The organism is Glycomyces artemisiae (assembly GCF_003002955.1).
Taxonomy (GTDB): domain Bacteria; phylum Actinomycetota; class Actinomycetes; order Mycobacteriales; family Micromonosporaceae; genus Glycomyces; species Glycomyces artemisiae.
Window position 1 is genome coordinate 56,018 of record NZ_PVTJ01000005.1, and the last position, 26,212, is coordinate 82,229.

Annotated in this window: 26 protein-coding genes; 14 read left to right on the forward strand and 12 right to left on the reverse strand. The window is 68.9% G+C overall.

The features are described from left to right. The 4 genes from B0I28_RS13815 to B0I28_RS13830 all read right to left on the reverse strand — a co-directional run bounded on the left by B0I28_RS13815 (position 1) and on the right by B0I28_RS13830 (position 4,368). Positions 1-684: a DUF4956 domain-containing protein gene (locus B0I28_RS13815; RefSeq protein ID WP_106364429.1), complete on the reverse strand. Its 684-nt coding sequence runs from the start codon at positions 682-684 to the stop codon at positions 1-3. A gap of 19 nt (positions 685-703) precedes the next feature. Next, the gene (locus B0I28_RS13820; protein WP_106364430.1) at positions 704-1,534 is read right to left on the reverse strand and encodes a polyphosphate polymerase domain-containing protein; all 831 of its coding nucleotides are present in this window, start codon (positions 1,532-1,534) and stop codon (positions 704-706) included. A gap of 110 nt (positions 1,535-1,644) precedes the next feature. After that, positions 1,645-3,219, reverse strand: a complete 1,575-nt coding sequence (locus B0I28_RS13825) for a metallophosphoesterase family protein (RefSeq protein ID WP_106364431.1) — start codon at positions 3,217-3,219, stop codon at positions 1,645-1,647. Beyond that, positions 3,220-4,368 carry a PQQ-dependent sugar dehydrogenase gene (locus tag B0I28_RS13830; RefSeq protein ID WP_106364432.1) on the reverse strand — a complete coding sequence of 383 codons (1,149 nt, stop codon included), beginning with the start codon at positions 4,366-4,368 and terminating at the stop codon, positions 3,220-3,222. 128 nt (positions 4,369-4,496) lie between these two features. Here B0I28_RS13830 and B0I28_RS13835 point away from each other — a divergent pair, with 128 nt between their 5' ends. Continuing rightward, complete coding sequence (locus tag B0I28_RS13835) at positions 4,497-5,408, forward strand: 2-hydroxyacid dehydrogenase (RefSeq protein WP_106364433.1); 912 nt, start codon at positions 4,497-4,499, stop codon at positions 5,406-5,408. On the opposite strand, the gene B0I28_RS13840 is transcribed toward B0I28_RS13835, so the two are convergent. Continuing rightward, positions 5,405-5,842, reverse strand: a complete 438-nt coding sequence (locus tag B0I28_RS13840) for a PH domain-containing protein (RefSeq protein ID WP_106364434.1) — start codon at positions 5,840-5,842, stop codon at positions 5,405-5,407. The genes B0I28_RS13835 and B0I28_RS13840 overlap by 4 nt on opposite strands. A gap of 129 nt (positions 5,843-5,971) precedes the next feature. On the opposite strand from B0I28_RS13840, the gene B0I28_RS13845 reads away from it, so the two are divergent. The 7 genes from B0I28_RS13845 to B0I28_RS13875 all read left to right on the forward strand — a co-directional run bounded on the left by B0I28_RS13845 (position 5,972) and on the right by B0I28_RS13875 (position 15,032). Continuing rightward, positions 5,972-6,481, forward strand: coding sequence for a hypothetical protein (locus B0I28_RS13845; RefSeq protein ID WP_146148095.1), 510 nt, complete (start codon positions 5,972-5,974; stop codon positions 6,479-6,481). Between the two features lie 291 nt (positions 6,482-6,772). Then, positions 6,773-8,800 carry an ABC transporter substrate-binding protein gene (locus B0I28_RS13850; protein ID WP_181245781.1) on the forward strand — a complete coding sequence of 676 codons (2,028 nt, stop codon included), beginning with the start codon at positions 6,773-6,775 and terminating at the stop codon, positions 8,798-8,800. Between the two features lie 18 nt (positions 8,801-8,818). Then, positions 8,819-9,814, forward strand: a complete 996-nt coding sequence (locus B0I28_RS13855) for an ABC transporter permease (protein ID WP_106364437.1) — start codon at positions 8,819-8,821, stop codon at positions 9,812-9,814. A gap of 7 nt (positions 9,815-9,821) precedes the next feature. Beyond that, a complete protein-coding gene (locus B0I28_RS13860; protein ID WP_106364438.1) occupies positions 9,822-10,970 on the forward strand; it encodes an ABC transporter permease in 1,149 nt (382 codons plus the stop codon). Between the two features lie 7 nt (positions 10,971-10,977). Continuing rightward, entirely contained in the window at positions 10,978-11,994 is a 1,017-nt protein-coding gene (locus B0I28_RS13865; RefSeq protein WP_106364439.1) for an ABC transporter ATP-binding protein, read from the forward strand. After that, positions 11,991-12,989: an ABC transporter ATP-binding protein gene (locus B0I28_RS13870; protein WP_219926758.1), complete on the forward strand. Its 999-nt coding sequence runs from the start codon at positions 11,991-11,993 to the stop codon at positions 12,987-12,989. Before B0I28_RS13865 ends, B0I28_RS13870 begins: the two co-directional genes overlap by 4 nt. Before the next feature lie 42 nt (positions 12,990-13,031). After that, entirely contained in the window at positions 13,032-15,032 is a 2,001-nt protein-coding gene (locus B0I28_RS13875) for a beta-galactosidase (protein WP_106364441.1), read from the forward strand. Here the strand turns inward: B0I28_RS13875 and B0I28_RS13880 are convergent. From B0I28_RS13880 to B0I28_RS13900, 5 genes are all read right to left on the reverse strand, one after another. Further along, positions 14,998-15,537 (reverse strand): hypothetical protein, encoded by a 540-nt coding sequence (locus B0I28_RS13880; RefSeq protein ID WP_106364442.1) that lies wholly within the window; start codon positions 15,535-15,537, stop codon positions 14,998-15,000. The two genes, B0I28_RS13875 and B0I28_RS13880, sit on opposite strands and share 35 nt — an antisense overlap. Positions 15,538-15,645: 108 nt before the next feature. Next, positions 15,646-16,107, reverse strand: a complete 462-nt coding sequence (locus tag B0I28_RS13885) for a Pycsar system effector family protein (protein WP_106364443.1) — start codon at positions 16,105-16,107, stop codon at positions 15,646-15,648. 95 nt (positions 16,108-16,202) lie between these two features. After that, positions 16,203-16,733, reverse strand: a complete 531-nt coding sequence (locus B0I28_RS13890) for a hypothetical protein (protein WP_106364444.1) — start codon at positions 16,731-16,733, stop codon at positions 16,203-16,205. 30 nt (positions 16,734-16,763) lie between these two features. Beyond that, complete coding sequence (locus B0I28_RS13895; protein ID WP_181245782.1) at positions 16,764-17,477, reverse strand: Crp/Fnr family transcriptional regulator; 714 nt, start codon at positions 17,475-17,477, stop codon at positions 16,764-16,766. A gap of 104 nt (positions 17,478-17,581) precedes the next feature. Next, the gene (locus B0I28_RS13900) at positions 17,582-18,253 is read right to left on the reverse strand and encodes a DUF3159 domain-containing protein (RefSeq protein WP_245888972.1); all 672 of its coding nucleotides are present in this window, start codon (positions 18,251-18,253) and stop codon (positions 17,582-17,584) included. A gap of 125 nt (positions 18,254-18,378) precedes the next feature. Here B0I28_RS13900 and B0I28_RS13905 point away from each other — a divergent pair, with 125 nt between their 5' ends. The 5 genes from B0I28_RS13905 (at position 18,379) to B0I28_RS13925 (ending at position 23,210) form a co-directional block, all read left to right on the forward strand. Next, a complete protein-coding gene (locus B0I28_RS13905) occupies positions 18,379-19,389 on the forward strand; it encodes a TY-Chap domain-containing protein (protein ID WP_106364447.1) in 1,011 nt (336 codons plus the stop codon). Between the two features lie 44 nt (positions 19,390-19,433). Further along, positions 19,434-20,444 carry a GntG family PLP-dependent aldolase gene (locus B0I28_RS13910; RefSeq protein ID WP_106364774.1) on the forward strand — a complete coding sequence of 337 codons (1,011 nt, stop codon included), beginning with the start codon at positions 19,434-19,436 and terminating at the stop codon, positions 20,442-20,444. Positions 20,445-20,530: 86 nt separating this feature from the next. Then, complete coding sequence (locus B0I28_RS13915) at positions 20,531-20,716, forward strand: (2Fe-2S)-binding protein (RefSeq protein WP_106364448.1); 186 nt, start codon at positions 20,531-20,533, stop codon at positions 20,714-20,716. 163 nt (positions 20,717-20,879) lie between these two features. Next, positions 20,880-21,362, forward strand: coding sequence for a bacterioferritin (bfr, locus tag B0I28_RS13920; protein ID WP_106364449.1), 483 nt, complete (start codon positions 20,880-20,882; stop codon positions 21,360-21,362). Positions 21,363-21,608: 246 nt separating this feature from the next. Beyond that, on the forward strand, positions 21,609-23,210 hold the full coding sequence (locus tag B0I28_RS13925; RefSeq protein WP_106364450.1) for an endo-1,4-beta-xylanase: 1,602 nt from the start codon (positions 21,609-21,611) through the stop codon (positions 23,208-23,210). 67 nt (positions 23,211-23,277) lie between these two features. Here the strand turns inward: B0I28_RS13925 and B0I28_RS13930 are convergent, their stop codons facing one another. Next, positions 23,278-23,721, reverse strand: coding sequence for a GNAT family N-acetyltransferase (locus tag B0I28_RS13930; protein WP_106364451.1), 444 nt, complete (start codon positions 23,719-23,721; stop codon positions 23,278-23,280). A gap of 97 nt (positions 23,722-23,818) precedes the next feature. Next, on the reverse strand, positions 23,819-24,625 hold the full coding sequence (gene proC / locus B0I28_RS13935) for a pyrroline-5-carboxylate reductase (protein ID WP_106364452.1): 807 nt from the start codon (positions 24,623-24,625) through the stop codon (positions 23,819-23,821). A 176-nt stretch (positions 24,626-24,801) separates the two neighbouring features. Here proC and B0I28_RS13940 point away from each other — a divergent pair, with 176 nt between their 5' ends. Beyond that, a complete protein-coding gene (locus tag B0I28_RS13940) occupies positions 24,802-26,208 on the forward strand; it encodes a cytochrome ubiquinol oxidase subunit I (RefSeq protein ID WP_106364453.1) in 1,407 nt (468 codons plus the stop codon). Positions 26,209-26,212: the final 4 nt, after the last annotated feature.

Consider the following 26,212-nt stretch of genomic DNA (forward strand, 5'->3'; position numbering starts at 1 on the left):
CTAGAGGTCCGTCTGGTCGTAACCGGTCAGCACGGTCACCTGCTGGCCCGAGGTCACCTCGCGCAGCTCGCCGAGGAGCCCCGCGGCGTTCTTGGCCTTCTTCAGGCGCACCGTGTACGTGTACTCCAGCAAGGCGCCGCCGCGGATCGTCTCGATGCTGACCTGCTCGTACTCGTCGGTGTTGCGGATGAGCACGTCGTCGATGCGGTCGGCGTAGTCCTCGTCGGTCGGCACGTGGACCTTAACGACCTGGCGCTGCACGTTGTGCGCGAACCAGTTGAACCGGTACATGAGCACCAGCACCAGGCACACCACGACCGTCGCGATGATCGCGAGCAGGTAGAACCTGGTGCCGCAGGCCATGCCCACGCCCATCACCAGGAAGATGTACCCGACGTCGCGGGTCTCCTTGAGCGCGTTGCGGAATCTGATGATCGACAGCGCGCCGACGAGCGCGAAGGCCCGCGCCACGTTCGAGCCGACGATCAGCATGATCACCGCGATGATCATCCCCATGACGATGAGGGTCTGCACGTACGACTGGCTGTACGAGACGTTCCGGTGCGTCCACCGGTAGACGAGCCCGATCACGCAGCTCAGGATGAAGGAGAGCGTCAGCGAGATGGCGATGTCCGCCACGCTGAACTCGGCCGAGAGGTCGTTGAATCCGGTAAGGAAGTCCATGGTCGCTTTCTGATTCGGGCTAGACGGAAGCCGAGGCTTCGTTCTTGGAATGGACCGAGTAGTCGTCCTCGGTGGGGACGTGGAAGACCGAGCGCGGGGCCATGCCGTGCGCCTCGATGCTCTGGCAGTACTTGGAGATCCGCACGACGGACATCCCGAGGCGCGCGGCCATGTCGGTGACCCAGTACGGGACCCGCTCGTTGGCCTTGACCTCCACGATCGCCTTGTGCGGCGGGATGATGAGCCGGTTCTCGACCTCGGCGCCCAGGTGGAAGTCGCGGTCGCGCCCCCGCACCCGGTGGTCGATCGTCACGCGCAGCCCCAGGTCCGCGTCGGAGCCGAGGTACGCCTCGCGGCTGTACGCGGTGATCGCGGTGGGCCGCAGTCCGTGCCCCTCGACCAGGCCCATGACCTCTTCGAGGAACGGCCGCTGCTCCGGCAGGTGGTCGATGAGGACCGCCTCGTCGCACAGCTTGCGCGCCAGCAGGTACGGCACCTTCACGCGCCGCTTCTGCGTGACCCGGTTGACCCGCTGCTTGATCTCGATGTAGACCGGCGTCTCGTCGGTCAGTTCGTGCCGCTCGCCGTACGCGCGAACCCGGACCTTGCGGCGGAACCGCAGGCCCTCGATCTTCTCCCAGTAGTACCGCAGCGAAGCGGAGTCGTAGTACAGGCTCGCGACCGGGTAGCCGCCGCGCACGGTGAACGGGTCGGCCTCCATGCGGGCGGCCAGCTCCTCGCGGAGCCGCGGCACCTCGTCGTACGACAGCAGGTACTTGATCTCGAAGCGGTTGAACGAGTGCAGCGCGCTCGCAGTGCGGCGCAGGTGTCCGGCGTCGGGTCCGGTCATTGGCGCTCCTTGTCATTCGGGAACGCAATGAGTCAAACCGCGCAAACTGATTTTGAACTCTGGGTTAACTCAAGAACAGCTCAAGGTCGACAGAACATGAACAGAAAACACTAATCCTCTTGCGGTGCGGTCGACTCCGCGCCGTTCTGGATCTCGACTTCGTCGACCTGCTCGTCCGTGGGGATCACCGTCCGGTCCAGCGTCACGTCCGTGGTGTCCCCGGCGCCGACCGAGATCGAGTCGTACGCGGTGAGCGCCTTCGTGTCCGGGTCGAAGTACAGGATGTCCATCTCCATCTTGCCCGTGGACGACGACGTGAAGTGCCGCAGACCGCCCGCGCCCGTGGACCCCTCGACCATGAGCGACGTGCCCTCGCCGAGGTCCGACACCGACCGCTCGTGCATGTGCCCGGCCAGCACCAGCGGCACCACCCCGGCCAGCGGCTCGGCCATCGGCGGCTCGTGGACCATCGCCACGTCGGCGCCGCCCGCCTCCTCGATCGAGCTCGCCAGCCGCTCCCCGGACTCGGTGAGCATCTGCTGCACGTACGCCTTGTCGGGCAGATTGCCCTTGTCGGGCGTGAACTGCGGGTCCGCGACCCCGGCGAACCGGAGCCCCGCGATCTCCCGCACCTCGCCGTCGAGGATCACCACGTTGTCGTACGCCGCGAGCGCCGCCACCGTCGTCGCCGAGTCGTGGTTGCCCTTCACGAACACGTACGGCGCGTCGATCTGCTCCACACCGCGCGAGAAGATGTCGGCCTCCTGCTCGGAGCCCCAGTCGTTCATGTCCCCGGTGTCGGCGACCGCGTCGATGTCGAACTGCCCGACCACGGTCTCCATCAGATGCCAGGCGCTCGGGTTCAAGTGCAGGTCCGAGACGTGCAGGATGCGGATCGAATCGTCCTCGATGCCGACCTGCGGCATGTCCATCGCCAGCGTGTAGAACCCGGAGATGTTCGTGACGATCTGCTGGAGGTCCCCGACGTACTCCTCGTAGTTCTCCGCGATGTTCTCCGCACTGCCGACCACGCTGGGCGCGTAAGTGAGCAGGCCCTCGTACCGCGGCTGCGAGACCGCCTCGGCGCGCAGCGTCGCCGCCGCCCACCCCACGAGCGCCACGGTCACCGTCAGCGAGGTGACCCCGGTGAGCAGCGCCCGCCGCATGTTCCGGAACGCGAGCGCGCCGACCAGCAGCCCGCACAGCGTCACGATCGCGAACGCCTCCACGGCCACGCGGATCACCGCGTCCGTGACGTCCGAGGCCAGGCTCTGCGACGCGGTCGTGAACCCGTCGGGGGAGTTCATGATGTACTGCGCCTCGACCGGGTCGATCGAGTCGAGCGACAGGTCCAGGCCGATCGGCCCGTCGTGGCTGTCGAAGATGATGTCGCCCAGCGGCGGGATGTTCACCTTCGTCTCGCCGCTGACGTCGGGGTGGATCGACACGGTCGTGTCGAACGGCCCGATGTCGGCCTTCGTGCCGCCCACCAGCGCCAGGCCCGCCGCTGCGGCCCCGACCCCGAGCGCCAGCACCGCCGCGACCACGGCGCCGCGCCGCGTCGCCGGGGCGTCCTTGAACCTCGACCAGCCCGCGGCCGCCTTGCGCCACACGGATCTCCCGCGCCGTGCAGCACGGCGCGCGGTGTCTCGAAGGCGGCGCAGGGCGGGGGACCGGTCGTTCATCTATACCCTTCCTTGTGCGGCGTAGCTGGTGGAGAAGCGGATGATGCGGTCGTCGGCCTCGTTCGCGGTGCAGCCCCGCTCCTCGACGCAGCGGCCGTCGCGGTTCGAGGTGGTCACCCACAGCATCCCGTCGGGGCCCATGGCGACCGATCGTAGTCGACCGAACTCGCTGACGACGGCCGCTTGCGGCTCGCCCGCGACCGCGCCGGACGAGTCGAACCGGGCGATCCACAGGCGCTGGCCGCGCAGGCACGCGGTGACGAGCGAGTCCTCCAGGAACACGGCCCCGGCGCAGGAGCCCTCGAAGGGCTCCCAGGTCAGGACCGGGTCGGTGTACTTCGGGTCGCCGCCGGGGCCCTCGTAGTACGGCCAGCCGTAGTTGGCGCCGGGCTCGATGCGGTTGACCTCGTCGGCGATGTCCTGGCCGAACTCGGTGGCGTACAGCTCGCCCGCGGCGTTCCAGGCGAGGCCCTCGATGTTGCGGTGGCCGAGGGAGTAGACCGGGGACGCCGGGTCGGGGTTGCCGTCGGCGGGCGCTCCGTCGGTGGTGATGCGGAGGATCTTGCCGCCCAACGAGTCCGGGTCCTGCGCGGCGGCGTCGTCCCCGGCGTCGCCGGTGGCCGCGTAGAGGAACCCGTCGGGGCCGAATTCGAGGGCGCCGCCGTTGTGGTGGTCGGAGGAGGGGATGCCAGTGAGGACCGGCTCGGGTGCGGCGTCGCTGGTGGGGTCGACGCGGACGATCCGGTTGTCGTCGCCGCTCGTGTAGTAGACGTACACGGCGTGGTCGTCGTCGTAATTCGGGGAGACGGCGATGCCGAGGAGGCCGCCTTCGCCGGTGTCGTCGACGTCGACGGTGCGCAGTTCGACGGGCTCGCCCGCGGTGCCGTCGGCGGCGATCGGGATCTGGAGGAGCCGCCCGGTGCGCTCGCCGACGATCGCGGTGCCGTCGGGGAGGAAGTCGAGGCCCCAGGGGACGTCGAGGCCCTCGGCGACGACGTCCATGAACGTGGCCGGGCTCTCGGGCGCGCCCGACGGGGTCGGCAGGTTCGGGGGCTCGCCGGTCTCGGGCTCGGGCGGCTCGCCGAAGGAGCACGAGGCGAGCGTGAATGCGGCGGCGGCAGCCGCCGCGGCCGAGAGCAACCTGCGCATGGCGACAACCTTATAGGCAGTCCACGACAGCACTCGTTCCCCGCGAATCATCGCCCGGGGGTCCCCAGCCGGGGGCCGTTCTATGCCTCGCCTCGCGCAAGCGATTGCTCCGACTAGGCTTGGGACCTGTGAAAGTCTGGATCGCCCACGAAGCAGGCCGCGCCCTCCTGGGCGAACTCCCCGCGGACGTCGACGTCGAGGTCTACGACGGGAGATCCGACTACCCTTCCGACCCCGCGACGGTCGAGTTCTGGGTCCCGCCGTTCCTCGCCCAGTCGAAGGTCACGACCCCCTTGCGGGACATGACGTCCCTGAAGGCGATCCAGCTGCTCAGCGCGGGCGCCGAGGTCTGGGTCCCGGTCGTCCCGCCCGGCGTGACCCTGTGCGACGCGCGCGGCGTCCACACCGGGGTCACCGCCGAATGGACCGTCGGCGCGGTCATCGCCTCGATGCGGGGCTTCGACCTGTTCGCCCGCCAGCAGGCCCGCCACGAATGGCGCGTCGAGTGGACCACCACCGCGGTCGGCAAGCGCGCCTTGATCGTCGGCGCCGGCGACATCGGCGAGAAGGTCGCCGAGGTGCTCACCGCGCTCGGCGTCGAGGTCGAGAAGGTCGCCCGGCGCGAGCGCCCCGGCGTCCACCCCATCGCGGCGATCGACACGCTCCTGCCGGAGTTCGACATCGTCATCCTGATCCTCCCGCTCACCGACGCCACCCGCGGCCTCGTGGATGCGAAGTTCCTGTCCCGCATGAAGGACGGCGCCCTCCTCGTGAACGCCGCCCGCGGCCCGATCGTCGACACCGACGCCCTCGTCGCCGAAGTCGCCTCCGGCCGCCTCCGCTGCGCGGTCGACGTCGTCGACCCCGAGCCCCTCCCGCCGGGCCACCCCCTCTGGGACCTCGACGGCGCCCTCATCACCCCGCACGCGGGCGCCTCGGTCGACGGCACCCTCGACCGCGCCTACGCCCCGATCGGCCCTCAACTCCGCCGCTTCGCAGCGGGCGAGCCTCTGGAGAACGTCGTCTCGGACGGCTACTAGCGCTCGTCCGGCGCGTCGGTGCGCAGCTCCTGGCCGCCGATCTCCAGGACCTGGGGGAGGTTCTCGGGGCGGAGGGGGTCGAGTCTGACCTGGGACTGGTCCGCGAGTATGGCCTGCACGCCCTCGTTGCCGGTGGCGAAGCCGTCGATCTGCTGCCAGGGGATCTCGCGGGTGGAGAACATGCCGCGCACCGCGATGCCGTCGGTGGTGACGTCCACGCCGGCGCGCCACGCCCACATGGAGATCCCGAGGGGCACGAAGAGGAGGACGACGCCGAGGACGACCGAGACCGGGCTCCACAGCGGCTGCTCCACGATGAGCGACAGGGACAGCGGGGCCACGGTCAGCCACGCGACGAAGGCCGCGCCGGTGATCGCCGCGGAGCGGCGGACGCGCAGGCGGCGGGTCGGGAGCGGGGAGTCTGCGGACGTCATGCGTCCAGATTGACACACGCGGGCGCGGGGCCCGCACAGTGCCGGTCCGGTTTCTGTCCGATTGTCGCTTGACGTGCGCGCCGCGCGTGGCACGATCAGGTCATCGGCAGCGGAACGAGCCTGGTGGGGGTGAGTGTGGCCGTCAAGATCACATTCCGTCCGACGACGCGACAGGTCATCGGCCGCGCCCTCTTCCTCGGCGGCGTCTCCGCGCTGGTCGCGCTCGTGCCCGCCGTCGGGTACATGCTCGCCGCGGGCCACTGGTCCCACCTCACCCTCGGCGGCCTCGTGCTCGTCGCCGCCGCGGTGGCCCTCGCGGTCGCGTACGCCGGGGCCCGCCGCCACGGCGTGGTCCTCGACGAGCGCGGCATCCACCCGCTCGAATCCCAAGGCCCGCAAGCGAAGTCAGAACGCTATGCCGCGTGGACCGAGGTCGCGGACATCCGCGCCGAGCGCCGCGCCGGGCGCACCGTCCCGGTCGTCTACGTCAGCGACCCGTCGCAGCGGCCCTGGCGCCTCCAGGCCCCCTACTCCGGCCGCGCGCTCTCGGCCGACGACGAGCTCGACGAGAAGATCTTCGTCATGCGCTCCCTCTGGGAGGGGTACCGGAGGGGCCTGCCGCCGCGCCGCGCCGAATAGGGCATCGATCCTCGTCACTGGCGGCAAGCGTGAGCCGAATCCTGAAACTTCCGAAACTGTTCAGTGCCGCCGAGGCGGAATGCGATTGCCAATCGTGACTCGATCGTGACCTTTGCGGCGACTTACCAGCCTTGACGCTGTTTTGGCGGTGCCGTACGCTCACGCCTATTACCGAAAGTTTTCGAATCTGTTCCGGAAATCCCCCAACAGTTTCGGTACGCCGCGGAGTCGTGCAGGGCTCCGGCGGACCCCTTCATGTGCACTGCGCGACCACGGAAGGAGCGCTCGACGATGAGCACTCAGCAGCCCCGCAACCCCTCCCAGCGGTCCGCCCTCCAGTGGCACCCCGCTCTCACCCGCCGCAGCCTCGTCCCCGCGAGCGGCGCCGCGATCACCGCCTCCGCCGCCGGATGCAGCTTCTTCTCCACCGAGAACGACTCCGCCGAAGGCGGCGGCGACAAAGGCCCCGAAGCCCCCATGCTCGCCGAGCGGGTAGAGGCGGGCGACCTCCCGCCCGTCGAGGAGCGCCTCCCCAAGGAGCCCCTCGTCATTACCCCCGCCGAATCCTCCGGCGCCTACGGCGGCACCTGGACCACCGCCGTCACCGGCGCCGCCGACGGCCCCTGGCTGTGGCGCACCATCAACGACGGCCACCTCCTCGAACGCTCCCGCGACTGGACCGAGATCCGCCCCAACATCGCCGTGAGCCTCGAACCGAACGCCGACGCCACCGAGTTCACGATCGTCCTCCGCGAAGGCGTCAAGTGGTCCGACGGCGAGCCGCTCACCACCGCCGACGTCGAGTTCGCCTTCGTCAACGTCGCCTCCAACCCCGAACTCACCCAAGGCTTCCCGAGTGAACTCGCCTCCATCGACGGCACCCCCGCCGAACTGGAGATCGTCGACGACTACACCTTCATCGTCAGGTTCAACTCGCCCAAGCCCCTCTTCCGCGACGACATGGCCGCCGGCACCTCCGGCCAGCGCTTCACCATGTACCCCCGCCACTACCTGGAGCAGTTCCACCTCGACTTCAACCCGAACGCCGACCAAGAGGCGATCGACGAGGGCTTCGACGGCTGGGTCGCCCGCTTCACCTCCAAGGGCAACCTCTGGAACTTCATGTGGGAGAACCCCGACCTCCCCACCCTCCTCCCGTGGATCTGCAAGAAGCCGATCTCCGACGCCGACTACGCCCTCTTCGAGCGCAACCCGTACTACTGGAAGGTAGACGAGGAGGGCAGCCAGCTGCCGTACCTCGACGAGGTCCGCTACAACATCATCGCCGACGTCGAGACCATGTTCGCCCACGCGATCAACGGCGACTACGACTTCCACTCGCGCCACTTCAACGACAACGCCCACCGCGCCGACGCGGTCGACAACGAGGGCAACGGCGACTACACCGTCGTCGACCTCGAATCGACCTACTCCAGCGACATGAACCTCGCGTTCAACATGAACCACCAGAACCCGGCGCTGCGCGCGATCTTCAAGGACAAGCAGTTCCGCATCGCCATGTCGCACGCGATCAACCGCCAGGAGCTCATCGACGTCCTCTGGAACCGCGTCGGCGAGCCCGCCCAGGCCGCCCCCCGGCCCGAGTCCCGCTTCTACGACGAGGCGTTCGACACCCAGTACCTCGAATACGACCCCGACACCGCGAACCAGATCCTCGACGACGCCGGGTACGCGCTCGGCGCCGACGGCGTGCGCACCGCCGCCGACGGCACCCGCCTCGAATTCACCGCCGCGGTCGCCGACGACGCGCTCCTGGGCACCATCTGGATCAACGCCCTCGACATGATCGTCGACACCTGGGCCGAGGTCGGCGTCCAGCTCCACATCGGCAGCCAGCCCCGCGAGAACTGGCAGGTCCTCGTCAACGAGAGCGACTTCGACCTGACCGTGTGGACCGGCGACGGCGGCAACATCGACGAGACCACCTCCGTCTACTGGTACATGGCCGCCGGGCCCGGCGGCGGCGCGTTCTTCGGCCGCCAGTGGTCCGAGCTGTACACCAGCGGCGCCACGCAGGACCCGCTCGTGGAGGAGCCGCCCGCGTTCATCACCGAGCAGTGGGACCTCTACGACCAGTTCAAGGCCGAGCCCGACGAGGCCGCCCGCGACGAGATCTTCAAGCAGATCCTCGCCATCGCCAAGGAGGAGTTCCTCGCCATCGGCACGGTCCGCGGCCAGGGCGCCTGGGCCGTGGTCGCCAACCGGCTCAAGAACACCGGCGGCGCCATGCCCGAGAACCCCACGTACGGGACGCCCGGCCCGGCCGCGCCCGAGCAGTGGTACATCGACGAGAACTAGTCAGGCAGAGGGACAACCGTGCTTCGATACCTGGGTCGCCGCGCGCTCTACATGGCGGCGACGCTGCTGGCGATCTCGCTGGTGGTCTTCGTGATCATCAACCTGCCGCCCGGCGACTACGTGACCGCGCTCCAGTCCCGCTACGCGGCGCAGGGGCAGGGCCTGACGGTGCAGGACATCGAGAACCTGCGCGTCAGGTACGGCCTCGACGGGAACCTGCTCCAGCAGTACTGGCACTGGTTCACGCAGATCGTCCTGCACGGCGACCTCGGCATGTCGTTCGAGCACGAGAAGCCCGTCTCGCAGGTCATCGCGCCGCGCCTGGGCTGGACCATCGCGGTCTCGCTCATCACGCTGCTGGTGACGTGGGCGCTGGCGTTCCCGATCGGCGTGTACTCGGCGGTCAAGCAGCACTCGGTCGGCGACTACGCCGCGACGACCGTGGGCTTCCTGGGCCTCGCCACCCCGAACTTCCTGATCGCGCTGGTGTTCATCTACTTCAGCGTGACCTGGTTCGGGTCGGTCCCCTCGGGACTGTGCTCGCCGGAGTGGTGCGACGCGTCGTGGAACCTCGGGAAGCTCCTGGACCTCTTGGGCCACTTGTGGATCCCGATGATCGTCATCGGCACGGGCGGCGTCGCGGGGCTGGTGCGGATCATCCGCAACAACCTGCTCGACGAGCTGCGCCGCCCGTACGTGACGGCCGCGCGGGCCCGCGGGGTCCCCGAGGGGCCGCTGCTGCGCCGCTATCCGCTGCGCGTGGCGCTCAACCCGTTCGTGTCGACGATCGGGTGGATCCTGCCGCTGCTGCTGGTCGGCGACATCGTCGTCGGCCAGATCCTGAGCCTGCCGACGCTCGGGCCGATCCTCCTGGGCTCCTTGAAGTCCCAGGACATGTACCTGGCCGGGTCGATCATCATGGTCCTCAGCGTCGTCACCGTCATCGGCACGCTGATCTCGGACCTGCTGCTCGGCTGGCTCGACCCCCGCATCCGACTCGGACACCAGAGGTGACGCCCCGATGACGCTCAAAGAATCGGACGCCCCCGACGGGATGACCCCCAGCCCGAGCGAGGTCCGGCGGACCCGCGCCTCGCAGCGCCAGCTGGTGTGGTGGGCCTTCAAGAAGCACCGCCTCGCGCTCGTCTCGGCGTGGCTGCTCGCCGCGATGCTCGTCGTCATCGCGCTGTGCGAGTTCGTGGCCCCCTTCAGCGACCGCCACCGCGACTCGGAGTACACGACGGCGCCGCCGCAGGTCCTCAAGCTCTGGGACACCGACGGGCCGGACGGGTTCCGCTTCGGCCTCCACGTCGACGGCTACACGTCCGAACAGGACCCCCGGTCCCTGCGGATCACCTACGAGGCCGATCCCGACGACCGGGTCGACGTCGGCCTCTTCGTCAAGGGCGAGGAGTACGAGCTCTTCGGCCTCATCCCGATGGACCGGCACCTGATCGGCCCCAAGGACGTCGAGGACCCGATGTACCTGTTCGGGACCACCACCGACGGCCAGGACCTGCTGAGCCAGCTCGTGTACGCCACCCGCGTCTCGGCCTCGGTCGGCATCATCGGCGTGCTGCTGGCGTTCCTGCTCGGCATCGTCCTCGGCGCGGTCTCGGGCTACTTCGGCGGCTGGATCGACAACGTGGTGCAGCGCCTCATCGAGCTCATCATGTCGGTGCCGTCGATCCCGCTGTGGCTCGGCCTCGCCGCCGCGCTTCCGGCCACGATGGGCCCGGTGGGCAGGTACTTCATCATCACGACGATCCTCGCGCTCGTCGCGTGGACGGGCCTGGCGAGAGAAGTGCGCGGCCGGTTCCTGGCGCTGCGGTCCGAGGAGTTCGTGACGTCGGCGCGCCTCGACGGCTCCAGCCACGCGCGGGTCATGTTCCGGCACATGCTGCCCTCGTTCTCCTCGCATGTGATCGCGGCGCTGAGCCTGTCGATCCCGGGCATGATCCTCGCCGAGACCGCGCTGTCGTGGCTCGGCATGGGGCTGCGCCCGCCCGCGGTCTCGTGGGGCGTGCAGCTCCAGGACGCGAGCAAGTGGAGCGTCCTCTCTGGAGCGCCGTGGCTGCTCATCCCGGGCCTGTGCGTGGTCCTGGTGGTCCTCGCGTTCAACTTCGTCGGCGACGGCCTGCGCGACGCCGCCGACCCCTACAAGCATTAGGTGAGCAATGGAGCAGACCTTGAAACCGCTGCTTGAGATCTCGGGGCTGCGCACCAGCTTCGACACGTTCGACGGGAAGGTCCGCGCCGTCGACGGCGTCGACCTCGAAGTCTACGCGGGCCGGACACTGTGCGTGGTCGGCGAATCCGGCTGCGGCAAGTCCGTCACGGCCCGGTCGATCCTGCGACTCGTCGAGGACTCCGGCTCGATCGACGCCGGGAGCATCACGTGGCACGGGGACGGCGAGCCGTTCGACATCCTCTCGCTCGATCCGCGCGGCAAGCGCCTCCAGCGCCTGCGCGGCGGCGACATCGGCATGATCTTCCAGGAGCCCGCCGCGTCGCTGCTGCCCTTGCGCACCATCGGCGCCCAGCTCATCGAGACCCTCAGAATCCACACCGGACTCGACAAGAGGGCCGCCCGCGCCAGGGCCGTCGAGCTGCTCGACGCGGTCGGCATCCCCGACCCGAAGCGCCGCATCGACGCCTACCCGTTCCAGCTCTCCGGCGGCATGTGCCAGCGCGCCATGATCGCGATCGCCTTGTGCGCCAACCCGTCCCTGCTCATCGCCGACGAGCCGACCACGGCCCTCGACGTGACGACCCAAGCGCGCATCCTCGACCTGCTCCGCGACCTCCAGGCCGAGCACCGCATGGCCGTCATGTTCATCACCCACGACCTCGGCGTGGTCGCCGAGCTCGCCGACGAGGTCGCGGTCATGTACCTCGGCCGCGTGGTCGAGCGCGCGCCCGTGGACGAGCTCTTCGCCGATCCCAAGCACCCATACACGAAGGCGCTCCTGGCCTCCGTGCCGGTCCTCGGCCGCGACCGCGGCCGCGACCTGCCGACCATCCCCGGCACCGTCCCCAACCCGCTGCACCGCCCGTCCGGCTGCTCGTTCCACCCCCGCTGCGCCGAGGCCGTCGCCGGGAAGTGCGACATCGACGCTCCGACCGAAGTGGACTTCGGCGGCGGCCGGACCGCCGAATGCGTCCTCTACGACACGGAAGGGGCCAGGGCATGACCGACCCGCTCCTGGAGGTCCGCGACCTCCACGTCCGATTCCCCGTGCGCCGCAACCTCCTCGGGCGCACCACGGTGGAGAACCACGCCGTCTCCGGCGTCGACCTCGCGCTGGTGCCGGGGGAGACCCTCGCGCTGGTGGGGGAGTCCGGCTGCGGCAAGACCACGCTGGGGCGCACGATCGTCGGCGCGCAGAAGGCCACGAGCGGCTCGGTCCTGTTCGAGGGCGAGGACCTCACGGCGATGCGCGACCGCGACCGGGCCCGCTACCGGCGCCAGATCCGGATGGTCTTCCAGGACCCGTTCTCGTCGCTGAACCCGCGGTTCACGCTGCGCCAGATCATCGGCGACCCGCTCGTCGCCACGGGCGAGGCCCGCGGCTCGGAGCTGGAGGACCGCGTGGCCGAGATGATGCGGCGCGTGGGCCTGAGCCCGGACTACATGGACCGGTACCCGCACGCGTTCTCGGGCGGGCAGCGGCAGCGCGTGAACATCGCGAGGGCGCTGATCGTGAACCCGCGCCTGGTGGTAGCCGACGAACCGGTCTCGGCGCTCGATGTCTCCGTGAGGGCGCAGATCCTGAACCTCTTGCGGGAACTGCAATCCGAACTCGGCCTGACCTACCTGTTCATCTCGCACGACCTGTCCGTGGTCGAGAACCTCGCCGACCGGGTCGCGGTCATGTACTTCGGGCGCATCGTCGAGCTCGCGTCCACTGCGGACCTCTACGAGCGGCCGCAGCACCCGTACACCGAAGCGCTCATGTCGGCCGTCCCGATCCCCGACCCGTCCCTGAAGGGCCGCGGCGGCCGCATCCTCCTGCCCGACGAGCTTCCGGACCCGTCGAACCCGCCCCCGGGCTGCGCCTTCGCGCGCCGCTGCCGCCACGCCGTCGAGGGCCGCTGCGACACCGGTGCGATCCCGCTAGAGGACGGCGTCCGCTGCGTGCGCCGCGAGGAGCTTGACCTCCAGGGCATCGTCGCGACACAATCCTGAGTACGTCTGAATGCGCTTGCCAACGATCTTGAAGGGCCGGTAGTGGCACACCCGAACTCCGACATCATCCCCACGGTCGAGGGCCTCGCCTACGGGGGCGACTACAACCCCGAGCAGTGGCCGCGCGAAGTCTGGGACGAGGACGTCCGGCTCATGCGCGAGGCCGGCGTCAACATCGTCAGCGTCAACATCTTCGCCTGGGCCAGTGTGCATCCGGGGCCCGACACCTGGGACTTCGAGCAGCTCGACGCGATCATGGACCTCCTCGCGTCCGCTGATATCAAGGCCGACCTCGCCACCTCCACGGCGTCCCCGCCGCCCTGGTTCTCCCAGCTCCACCCCGAGACCCTCCCCGTCAACGCCGAAGGCGTCCGCCTGAACTCCGGCGCCCGCGCCGAGTACTGCCCGCACGCGCCCGCCTTCCAGGCCAAGGTGGTCGAGATGGCGTCCCGCCTCGCCGAGCGCTACGCGGGCCACCCGGCGCTCGCCATGTGGCACGTCGGCAACGAGTACTACCGCTCCTGCTTCTGCGACGCCGCCGCCGACGCCTTCCGCGCCTGGCTCCAGGACCGCCACGGCTCCCTCTCGGGCCTCAACGACGCGTGGGGCACCACGTTCTGGTCCCAGACCTACACCGACTGGTCCCAAGTCCTCCCGCCCCGCATCTGCGCCGAGACCCCCAACCCGGGCCTCCTCCTCGACTGGCAGCGCTTCAGCTCCGACGCGCTCCTGCGCCTCTTCCGCTCCGAGGCCGACGCCATCGCCGCGTTCAGCCCCGACAAGCCGATCACCACCAACCTCATGGTCACCGGCGACTTCTCCGGCCTCGACTACCACCGCTGGGGCGACCACGTCACGGGCCCGAACCGCCTCGTCGCCACCGACCACTACCTCATCCCCCCGCACGACTCCGACATCGAATGGCCCGCCCAAGTGGCCTTCGGCGCCGACGCCTCCCGCGGCCTCGCCGCCGGCTCCCCCTGGCTCCTCATGGAGCAGTCGACCAACTCCAGCGCCTGGCGCCGCGGCTACTTCGCCAAACGCCCCGGCGACCAGCTCCGCCACTCCCTCTCCTACGTCGCCCGCGGCTCCGAGGGCGCCATGTACTTCCAATGGCGCGCTTCCCGATACGGCGCCGAGCGCTACCACGCCGCGATGCTCCCGCACGGCGGCGAGGACTCGAAGGTCTTCCGCGAAGTGAAGGAGTTCGGCGCGCAGCTCAAGCGCCTGGCAGAGATCAAAGGCTCCACGGTCGCCTCCCGCGCCGCGATCCTCTTGGACTTCGAATCCTCCTGGGCCGCAAAGACCCCGGGCCAGCCCTCCTCCGACATGGCGACGTACCCCGAACTCCGCCGCTGGCACGCCGCCCTCTGGCGCCGCGGCATCACCACCGACCTCGCCAACCCCGCCTGGGACCTCTCCGGCTACGAGTACGTCTTCGCCCCGCACCTGTACCTCCTCGACTCCGACGCGAACCTGCGCGCCTACGTCGAGAACGGTGGACGGCTGGTCATCGGCCCGTATTCCGGCATCGTCGACGGCAACGACCACGTGCATCCCGGCCTCCCCGGAGCGATCCGCGACCTGATCGGCGTACGCGTCGAAGAGTTCATCCCCCTTCCCGAAGGCGAACGCGCCCGGCTCGACGACGGCACCGAAGGCCAGACCTGGACCGAAGCGGCCCACCCGATCGACGCCGAAATCGTCGCGAGCTTCAAGGACTACCCGGAGACCGGCGCGGTCTTCCACCGCCGACTCGGCCGAGGCGACGTCTGGTACCTCTCAACCCGCCCCGTCGACCTCAACCCGCTCTTCAACCGCCTCGGCCTCTTCTCCGACACCCCAGAGGGCCTGGAACTCGTCCGCCGCCGCCACGACGACGGCACCACCTACCTCTTCGCGATCAACCACACCGACACTCCGCAACTGGTCCAAGCCTCCGGCCACAACCTGCTGACAGGCAAGGACTGGACGGAAAGCGACCAACTGGCTCCCGGTGAGACAGCAGTCATCCGAGCACAAGCTGCGGCGCATACGCAATGACGATGAACCGGGCCGACCGCCCGACAAAGCAGACGGCCACGAATACAGGAGTCCGAACCCGCGTCCCGGCAATATAAATGCTGGTGGCCAACAGCGGCGGCAACCCCAAGAACGCACTGACGAACAACACGGGAATGGTGAGAGCAGGCCGCTCCAACAACCTGGTCAACCAGGTCCCGGCGGCCCGAAGCGGCCCACCCAGCGCCCGCACCCGTTCCCGCGCAGCCGACACGGGCCGCGCGCCACGCGCGGCCCGCTTCCGCTTCCGATGCTCGGATGCGGCACCCACCCACTCCCGCACCCGCTCCGACCGGAACACGCCCCGCGCCCCCAGAAAGATGACCGTCTTCCCCACGGTCTGCCCCGCCGCCGCCGTCAACCCCACCCCGACCGGCCAGCACCCCGTCACCGCCACCACCCCGACCACATACGGCTCAACAGGAGTAACCGGAAAAAACGCCGACACCAACGCACTCGCAAACGTCGAGACGTACACAGCGATCATGCATCATCCGTCTCTGTCGCGGGGGTGGGACGCAGCGCGGAGCTGTACGGGGAACCTTATCGGTCCCCTGCAATTTCCCGACAGCCCGCGCTTGTCGATCGCCGCCCTCTAGAACAAGAACACTGCCGCCGCTACGAGCAGCAGCACGGCGGCAAGCGCGAAGCAGATCATTGCGGCACGAAGGAACCGGAACTTGATGAGTGCCAGCGTCGAGAGGACGGACTGTTCCTTGGAATAGGACGCCAGCTGGGCCTCCTTGTCGCCTGCCAGCAGCCGCGCGCGGTCGGCCACCTCGCTTGCAGAATGATTCGCACCTGCACGGATACCGATGTCGCCAGAGGGGAGCCTCGGCCAGAACACCGATCCGAGGCACCCGATTCCAAGGATGAGCAGCAGCGATCCGACCCAGGCGACCACTCTGACCGCGGTGGAAGGGTCGGTTAGTGAGGGGGCTGCGAGCAGCACGGCCGCAAAGGGGACTGCACCCGCGGCGAGGAAAGAGGCTTTGGTGTCCGCGTGGGCGATCATCTGGCGGGAGTGGTCGATGTCGCGTTGGACCAGTTCGACCATGGCCTCGGTGGCAGGGGCTAAAGCGGGTGGCATCATTCTTCTCCAAGGTGCGCGGCTCATTGCCGATCGTGCCAGAACCACGGTGCTGCTTGGGTTCACCAAGTTCCTAAAACACTCCGTTGGAAGGTACGCGACAGTACCGCGAGATCCCGGCGATCTTTGGGACGGTCCAGCTGCCGCTTGTAGGCTTCGAGATCATCGAGTCGCATGTAAGGCAGGCCGTCTAGGATCTCCGCTGATTCGATCAGCACGTCGGTTTCGGCGCCGTCCATGAACCAGTGGTCGCACACCTCTACCAGGCCTTCATATAGCCGAACAACCAGCGCACCGCTGAACTTGGCGTACTCCTTGTAGCCGCGGCCGAGCTCGACCAGCTCGTTTGCGCGATTCCAGGTCCGTCCCCTGGCTACAAGGTCCACATCTGAGATCCGCGACCGGTGCTGAGTGGGCACGAGGCGGCCGCTCCCGACGATGACGAAGTCCTTCGGGTCGAAGTCTTCGTCCCTGATGAGCCTCCGGACCAGGGCGATGAGTCGCCAGCCGTCGTGAGTGCGGTCAGGTGTTCTCGCGTCACGGGCTCTCCCCACGAGAGGGGCGTTCTCCGCAAGGCCGCTGGCAACTGCCACTTGCTTCTTCCTAGTTCGATCGGAACGTGCTCAATGGGATCGGAACCGCACGCTATGGCGTGCATTGGCGATTAACGGCGACTGCTTCTCATTGAGCAGGAAGCGCTCGATCGCCGCGGGGTCCTTGATGGTCAAGGAACCTCTTCCAGTGGACACGATCCCTTCCGTGCGCATTCGTTTCAACACGAGTGCAGCGGACTCCCTCGAGAGGCCGCTCAGCGACCCGAGATCTCGCTGGGTCACGCCGCTGATGAGAATGCCCCGAGGAGTCTGCTTGCCCATCCCCGCGGACAGCAGCCGCAGAATGCCACGGGCGACCTTGAACTCGCTGGTCGTCAAAGACTCGACCTCCGGCTGATCCTTGTCGAGGATCCGGTTGGCGAGGTACCGCATCATCGCCAGGTTCACCCGCCGTTCGGTCATGAGGAATTCGAGCCAGATCGGCCCGGGTATGAAGTGGGCCTCCACCTCATTGATGCAGACGAGGTCCGCCGAACGCGGCTTCTCCATGATGACTGCAAGCTCTCCGGCGATGCTGCCGGGCGCGAAGATGTAGACGATGCCCTTGGGTCTTCCTGCAAGTGCCTTGATGTGGCCCGAGTGGAGGTAGAGGACGAAGTCGCTCTTGTCGCCCTCCCGGAGCACGATCGTTCCAGCCGGATAGGACACCGGGTGCCCGGCGGGCAGGAGGCGGTCGAGTTCCTCTTGTGTGAGGAATCCACTCGCTTGTGTGTTGCCGGACATGTTGTTGAGTGTAGTGCTGCACACAAGCGGATCTCGGCAATGAAGCGCCGGAGTGTCGGGCATCCGACTCGAATCTGGTTCCCTTGGGGCGGAAGGGGACTGGGTTATGAGGCCGTCGTCTCGGGGGCGGGTGCGTCGGCCGGGACCTGCGGGTGTCTCAGGCCCGGGTGATCCTTCGGGAGGGTTGCCTTGATGATCCAGCCGCTGGTGAGGAGGCAGAGGATGAGGAGGGGCCAGGAGAGGAGGATCTGGGCGAGGCCGCCTCCGATGACGGCGAGGTCGTCGCTGTCGGAGTTCCAGAACGGGGTGAGGACGGCGACGCGGAGGGTGTACATCGCGACCCAGACCCAGGAGGCGAGAGAGTAGGCGCGCAGGAGGGCGGGGTCGAGGCGCCAGTGGGTGCGCTGGCCGAGGAGGGCGCCGACGATGAGGCCGAGGAGGGGGCGGCGGAAGACGATGAAGCCGGCCCAGACGAGGGCGCTGGCGGCGTTGGAGACGATGCGGGGGAGCAGGATGTCCTGGGCGCGTCCGGTGTAGAGGACGATGAGGACGGCGACCGCGACGCTCAAGAGGCCGAGGACCACGGCCCGCGGCTTCTGCTTCTGGACGAGGCGCACGGCCGCGATGGCGGCGGCCGATGTGAGGGATGCCCCAGCGGCCCAGGCGATCGAGTTCCCGGTCAGGAGCCAGGTGAGGACGAACACCACAAGCGGGGCGGTGGCGTCGAAGGCGCCGCGCTTGCCGCCTAGTAGGCTGACGAGCGTGTCTTGCCGCACAGTATCGGACAACTCCCGACCCTCACCTCTCGACCCGGTATCTCAGGCAAGGCTACCCTAACCGCAGTGGCCGGCCGGGTCTCGGACCCGCGGCCTCGACTACGGATGGATTGGCACGGTACCGGATGCTCGGCACACATCGGATCACCGAAACGCAGCTCGTCGACCTGCTCCGCCGTGCCAGAAAAACCGACTTCGGCCGCTGGAACAAAGCCGACCTCGTCCGCGGCATGTCCGACCTCGGGTGGCAGGTCCGCTCCGCGGAGGTCGACATCGGCATGTGGCGCGCCGAGACCGGCTACGACACCGGCAACGCCATCGCCGACTCGATCCCCCCGCAGACTCCCGTCACCGGACGCGCCGACTTCTACTCCATCGAGGTCATGGTCCTGCGCTCCGCCGAGCGGGGCCGCCAAGGCGAGAACCACCGCACCCTGATCTTCCGGGAAGTCCTGCGGACCATGATGGCCGAGCTCGGCGCGCCCGAGATCCGCGGCGGCGACGGCGGGCCCTGGATCCGCTGGTACCGCGACGGCCTCATCTTCGAACTGCACCTGCGCCGCTTCCACGGCGGCGTCACGCTGCGCCTGCTCTCGCCCGACCTGTTCGAACAGCTTGAGGCCCACGCCATCGGCAAGGGCGACATCTCCGGCTGGTCGGCCTACGCGAGGTCCGGCGCGCGCCCGCCCGAGCCCGCCTGCCACGACATGGGCGAGTTCACCGAGCGCCTCAGCTCCCTCCTCCAGGACATGGCCGCCGACGTCCCCGTCGTCGACACCTCCGGCACCGTCCTCCTGCGCACCGGCGACTGGTCCGCCAGGTACGTCGCCGCATTCGTGGACGACGGCCTGCGCGTCGAGGCCAGCGCCGCGGTCTCCGGCGCCTGGCGAGGCGGGCTCTCGAACCTGCCGAGCATGGGATTCCGCGCCCCCAGCGGCACCCAGCCGAACTGGTCGCGCACGTTCAACTCCACCGACCGCACCGCCACCAACCAGGCCGCCCACATGATGGTGGACGCCCTGCGGGCCTTCGGCATCCAAGACCTGTTCGACATCGTCTACGACGGGTTCACCGCCGACGGCGAGCGCATGTACCTCCCGGTCCTCGGCATCGGGAACGGCGAGAACCCCTACTAGCGGCGGCGGAAACCAACTAGCCGCGCGGCTAGAATCGGATCATGATCGTCGACCTCCGTTCCGACACCGTGACCCGCCCGACCCCGGGCATGCTCGAAGCCATGGCCACCGCCGACGTCGGCGACGACGTCTACGGCGAGGACCCCGCGGTGAACGCCCTCGAAGCCGAAGCCGCCGCCCTGTTCGGCAAGGAAGCGGCCGTGTTCACCCCGACCGGGTCCATGGCCAACCAGATCGGCCTGCAGCTCCTCGTCCGCCCGGGCGAGGAACTGCTCGCCGACGTCAAGGCGCACGTCGTCAACTTCGAGATGGGCGCCGCCGCCGCGCTCGGCGGGATCTCCACCCGCACCTGGGCCGGCGAGCACGGCCGCGTCGACGCCGACCTCATCGAGCCGCTCATCAACCGGCCCAACCCCTACGTCACCGTCACCCGCGCCATCGCCGTCGAGAACACCCACAACATCGGCGGCGGCACGATCCAGCCCATCGAGGAGCTGCGGCGCCTCAAGGACTTCGCCGACGCCTACGGCCTCGGCCTCCACCTCGACGGCGCCCGCATCTGGAACGCCCACGCCGCCACCGGCACCCCCTTCGCCGACTACGGCCGCCTCTTCGACACCGTCTCCGTGTGCCTCTCCAAGGGCCTCGGCGCCCCCGTCGGCTCGCTCCTCATCACCGACGCCGAGCGCGCTCAGCGCGCCCGCGTCATCCGCAAGCGCCTCGGCGGCGGCATGCGCCAGGCCGGGTTCCTCGCCGCGGCCGGGAGCTACGCGCTGGCGAACCACATCGACCGCCTCACGGAGGACCACGCCCGCGCGCAGCACCTGGCGCGCTCGCTGGAGCCGTTCGGGATCTGCGACGCGGCGCAGGTGGAGACCAACATCGTGCTCGTGCGCATCCCCGAGATCGCCAAGGTCGCCGCCGCGGCGGCGGACCAAGGCGTGAAGATCTCCGTGCTCGGCGCGGACTGGGGCCGGATGCTGACGCACCTGGACGTGGACGACGCCGGGATCGAGCACGCGGTGAAGGTCCTGGGCACGCTGCTGGGCAAGTGACCGAACGGACGGTTGCCGATCGTGCGGTCAGTAGGTAGGTTAGGCATGCCTTTATTAGTCCTGCCTAACCTGCCGGAGGTCGGTGCGTGTACGCCTGCATCTGCCACGCGGTCCACGAGAACGAGGTCCGCGACTGCATCCGCGCCGGCGCGCGCACCGAAGAGGCCATCGGCGAGGCGTGCGACGCGGGCACGAGCTGCGGCACGTGCCACGACCGCCTCCAGGACATGATCGAGAGCTATTTCACGGACGCCGCGCCCGCGGCCGCCTGAGCGCCCGCCGTATCCGTATTTTCCCGTCCCTTTAGGCGCCCCTCCGTTAGGATAGGTTGTCCTATTTTAGGTATTCCTGGCTGGATTTGGGCCCCGACCTGGGCCTAGTCTGGGGCCACCGGTCGCCGACCGGGCCACTGGACGACCGGGAAGGACACCGCCGATGCAGGGCGACAAGAAGGTCATCGAATTCCTCAATGAGCAGCTGACCGCGGAGCTCACCGCGATCAACCAGTACTTCCTGCACTACAAGCTCCAGGAGAACTGGGGCTACGCGAAGCTGGCGAAGTACACCCGCGCCGAGTCCATGGACGAGATGCGCCACGCCGAGATCCTGACCGACCGGATCCTCTTCCTCGACGGCATGCCGAACTACCAGCGCCTGTTCCCGCTGCGCATCGGCACCTCCATCAAGGAGATCTTCGAGTGCGACCGCCTCATCGAGGTGGAGGCGATCGACCGCCTCAAGCGCGGCATCGAGCACATGGAGTCGGTCAAGGACTACGTCTCGCGCGACCTGTTCGAGTCGATCCTCAAGGACGAGGAGCACCACATCGACTACCTGGACACGCAGCTGGAGATCCTGGAGAAGATCGGCGAGGCGCTGTACATCCAGAGCCTCATCGAGCAGCCCGAAGAGGCGTAGGGACAGCAGCGCTTGGAGGGGGCCGGCTTTCGCCGGCCCCCTTTCTTCTTGCGGCAGAGCCCCTCACATCTCCACCACAGTGGTAGGTCGCCGCCTTGACAGCGCCGACGAGAGGATCGTAACATATCAATACTTTGAATGGAAGTTTCCGAAACTTTCGGTGACGAGCTATGCTGACCGTGCAGTCGCGGGCCGGCACTCCACGACTCCGGCCGCGGCGACCCCTCACTTCGCAAAGGAGCGTCCATGCCGCATCCCTCCCCTCACCGCGACCCCGTCTTCCAGAACACCACCCGCCGCACCGTCCTCGCCGGTGCGGCAGTCGCGAGCGGCGCCGCCGTGCTCCCGCTCGCGTTCGCGAGCCCAGCGCACGCCGACGACCTGCTGCTGTCCACCGACTTCTCGACCGGCACCACCGAGGGCTGGTACGCCCGCGGCGCGGTCGCCCTCTCGGTGAACGCCGACGGGAACCTCCTCGTGGAGGGCCGCACCGCCACCTGGAACGGCGCCGCCATCGACGTCACGGCCCACATCGAGGTCGGCGTCCGCTACCAGCTGCGGGTCCTCATGCGCCTGCCCTCGGGCACCGAGGCCGCCGACCTGCGCACCACCGTGCAGCGCGACGCCGCCGGATCGACCGCCTATGAATCGGTCACGTGGAACACCGCGGTCACCCCCGACGCCTGGACCGAGTTCACCGGCACGTACTCGATCACCCAGGCCGCCGACCAGCTCCAGTTCTACGTCGAGTCCGCGTCCAGCCTCACGCCGGTCCTGGTCGACAACTTCACGCTCACCCGCATCGAGGAGCCCGAGATCCAGGACCTGCCGCCGCTCAAAGACGTCCTCGAATGCGACTTCCCGATCGGCTGCGCCGTCGAGCCGCGCGAGGTCGTCGGCAAGCCCGCCGAACTCCTCGCGAAGCACTTCGCGCAGGTCACCACCGGCAACCAGATGAAACCCGAGGCGATCCAGCCGACCGAAGGGGTCTTCGACTTCTCCCGGGCCGACCAGATCGTCGACTTCGCCGAGGCCAACGGGATGCGGATCTGGGGCCACACCCTCCTGTGGCACAACCAGACCCCGGCCTGGTGGTTCCAGGACGCCGACGGGAACCCGCTCCAGAGCACCCCCGGGCACCGGGCGCTCCTGCTCGCCCGCTTCGAGGCCCACGCGACCGCGCTCGCCGCGCACTACGGCGACCGCGTGTGGGCCTGGGACGTCGTCAACGAGGTGGTCGACCCCGAGCAGGCCGACGGGCTGCGCCGCTCGCGCTGGTACGAGGTCTTCGGCGGCGGCTCCTACATCGGCGAGGCATTCAAGATCGCCCGCCGGGTCTTCCCGCGCAAGGTGAAGCTCTTCCTCAACGACTACAACACCGAGTTCCCCGACAAGCGCGAGGCCGTCTACAACCTCGTGCAGGACCTCAAGCGCAGGCGCGTCCCCATCGACGGGATCGGCCACCAGGCCCACGTCGACTACAAGCGCGACCCGCAGCTCCTCGGCGAGTCGATCGACGCGTTCCGGCGCCTGCGGGTGCTCCAGACCGTCACCGAGCTCGACGTGTCCGTCTCCGACTACATGGAGGAGTCCCTGCCGGCGACGCCGCCCGAGCGGCTGGTCGCGCAGGGCTGGTACTACAAGGAGCTGTTCGACGTGCTGCGCGCCCGCTCCCGCCACCTCGAATCGGTGACGATGTGGGGCCTGTACGACGCAGTCTCATGGCTGCGGACCTGGCCCGTGCCGCGCCCGCACGAGGCGCCCCTGTTCTTCGACGACCGCCTCCAGGCGAAGGCCGCCTACTGGGGCGTCGTCGACCCCTCGAAGCTGGAAGCCCAGCCGGAGTAGGGAACCGAGACGTCCGGGAGCGGGGCATTCAGATCCGGGGCCCCGCTCCCGGACCCGCGCCGCGGCGTCATTTGCCCGCGCGCCGCATCGGGACGTGCGGGATGCCGTCCTCCACGTACTCCTCGCCGTCCTCGACGAACCCGTACTTGCGGTAGAAGCCCGCCGCGTAGGTCTGCGAGTCGAGCACCACGTCCGCCTCCGGGCCCGCGAGGTCGAGGGCCGCCGCCATGAGCCGCCCGCTCAGGCCCGTGCCGCGCTCTTCGGGGACGCAGCAGACGCGACCGATCCGCAGGCTCGCGCCGTCGTGGAGGAGCCGCAGGCACGCGACGGCCTCACCCGGTTCGTCGCCCGCGGCCCAGAAGTGGACGGTCGAGGCGGCGGTGTCGTGACCGTCGAGGTCCGGATACGGGCATTCCTGCTCGACCACGAACACGGACTGCCTGAGTCTGGCCAGGGCGAACACCGTGGGCCCGTCGAGTTCGCCGAAGCGGCCCTGTCGAATTTCACGCATACCCGCCATTAGAGCAGCGTTACAGTTCGAGCGGTTGGACGCTTCTGCAACTGTGCGCCTAGACGCTATGCGGCCGTGCCTCTGGACGCTCCGCAAGCTACGCGTACTCGTCCGCGATCTCGCGCGCCCGGTCCCGCGCCGCCTCGATCGCATCCGTCACCGCGGACCTGGCCCGGTGGTTCTCCAGCTGGCGCACCGCGCTGATCGTCGTCCCCGCCGGGGACTCGACGGCCTCGCGCAGTGCCACGGGGGAGTCGCCGCTCTCGCGGAGCATCCGGGCCGCGCCCAGGGCCGTCTGCGTCACCAGCTCCTTCGAGACCTCGCGCGGCAGTCCCATGAGGACGCCCGCCTCGGTCATCGCCTCGGCGAGGTAGTAGAAGTACGCCGGGCCCGAACCCGAGATCGCGGTGACCGCGTCCTGGTGCTTCTCGTCCACCACGAGCGTGCGCCCGAGCGGCTTGAACAGCTCCTCGACCGCCGCGAGGCACCGCGCGTCGGCGTGCGTGCCGGGGGAGAGGACCGTCATCGCCTCGTCGACGAGCGCCGGGGTGTTCGGCATCGCCCGCACCACCGGCGTCGCGTCGGGAAGCCGCTTCTCGAAGAACGCCACGGGAAGGCCCGCGCAGATGCTCACCAGCGGCGTGTCCGCGCGGAACGCGCCCGACAGCTCGTCGAGGAGCGCTCCCGCGTCCTGCGGCTTCACGGCGACCACGACGACGTCGGCGTCGGCCACGGCCGCCGCGTTCGGCTCGACCCGCACGCCGTACTGCTCGCGCAGCGCCGCCGCGCGCTCGGCGCTGCGGGCCGTGGCCGTGACCGCGTCGGCCGACCACCCCGCGCGCAGCAGGCCCGACACGATGGCCTGCCCCATCTTCCCCGCTCCCAGTACCGCGACTCTCCGCATCACCGCTCCTCCCGCGTTCCGGACTGCCCATCGATTGTGCCTCGCTCCGCGGGGAACGGCCGCCCGGTCGTGGTGCCCGATAATGCGAAAAGTAGATGTATTGCGCGTTTCGTCACCTTGGTCCGGCCGAGCTGCCACGATAATCGGACTCAGGCACTCAGGGCGATTGGGGCGTTATGGACGTTCTCGACTTGGCGCGGATCCAGTTCGGCGTCACGACCGTCTACCACTTCCTCTTCGTGCCCGTCACCATCGGGCTCTCGCTCCTGGTGGCGATCCTCCAGACCATGTGGCGCTCCACCGGCAAGCCGGTCTACCTGCGCGCCACCAAGTTCTGGGGGAAGCTCTTCCTCATCAACATCGCCATGGGCGTGGTCACCGGCATCGTCCAGGAGTTCCAGTTCGGCATGAACTGGTCGGCGTACTCGCGCTTCGTCGGCGACGTGTTCGGCGCGCCCCTCGCGTTCGAGGCGCTCGTGGCGTTCTTCCTCGAATCGACGTTCATCGGCGTGTGGATCTTCGGCTGGGACCGCCTCAAGCCCGGCCTGCACCTCGCCTCGATCTGGCTGGTCGCCTTCGGCACCATGGCCTCCGCGTACTTCATCCTCGCCGCCAACGCGTTCATGCAGAACCCGGTCGGCTACCAGCTCAACGAGACCGCCGGGCGCGCCGAGCTCACCGACTTCGGCGCGGTCCTCTCCAACCCCGTCGCCCTCGCCGCGTTCCCGCACACCGTGTTCGCGTCCTGGCTCACCGCCGGGGTCGTCGTCGTCGCCGTCTCCGGCTACCACTTCATGCACCGCCGCGACCTCGACGTGCACCGGCCCGCGATGCGCCTGGGCGTCATGACCACCCTCGTCGGCGGCCTGGGCCTGATCCTCTCGGGCGACTCGCTCTCGAAGGTCATGACCTCGACGCAGCCGATGAAGATGGCCGCCGCCGAAGCGCTCTACCAGACCACCTCGAACGCGCCGTTCTCCGTGCTCACCATCGGGTCCCTCGACGGGCGCCACGGCACCCCCGTCATCGAGATCCCCGGGCTCCTGTCGTTCCTCGCCACCGGCTCCTTCGGCGGCACCGTGCAGGGCATCAACGACCTGAACGCCCAGTACAACGAGATCTTCGGGCCCGGCGACTACGTGCCGTACATCCCGCTCACCTACTGGTCCTTCCGGTTCATGATCGGGTTCGGGCTCCTCGCCATGGCGATGGCCGTCATCGTCTGGTGGTTCACCCGCCGCGGGCGCCTGCCCGAGCACCACCTGTTCTGGCCCGTCGCCATGTGGATGGCCCTGACCCCGTTCCTCGCCAACAGCTCCGGGTGGATCTTCACCGAGATGGGACGCCAGCCGTGGGTCGTGTTCAGCCTCTACCAGACCAGCGAGGCCGTGTCGCCGCGCGTCGGCGCGGCCACCGTCGCGGCCTCGCTCATCGGGTTCACGCTCGTGTACCTGATCCTCGCCGTCATCGCCGTGAAGCTGTTCTTCAAGTTCGCGAAGGCGGGCCCGCCCGGCGAGGAGCTCGCGATGTTCACGTCGAGCCCCTCCGACGACCCCGACAAGCCGATGGCCTTCGCCTACTAGCCGA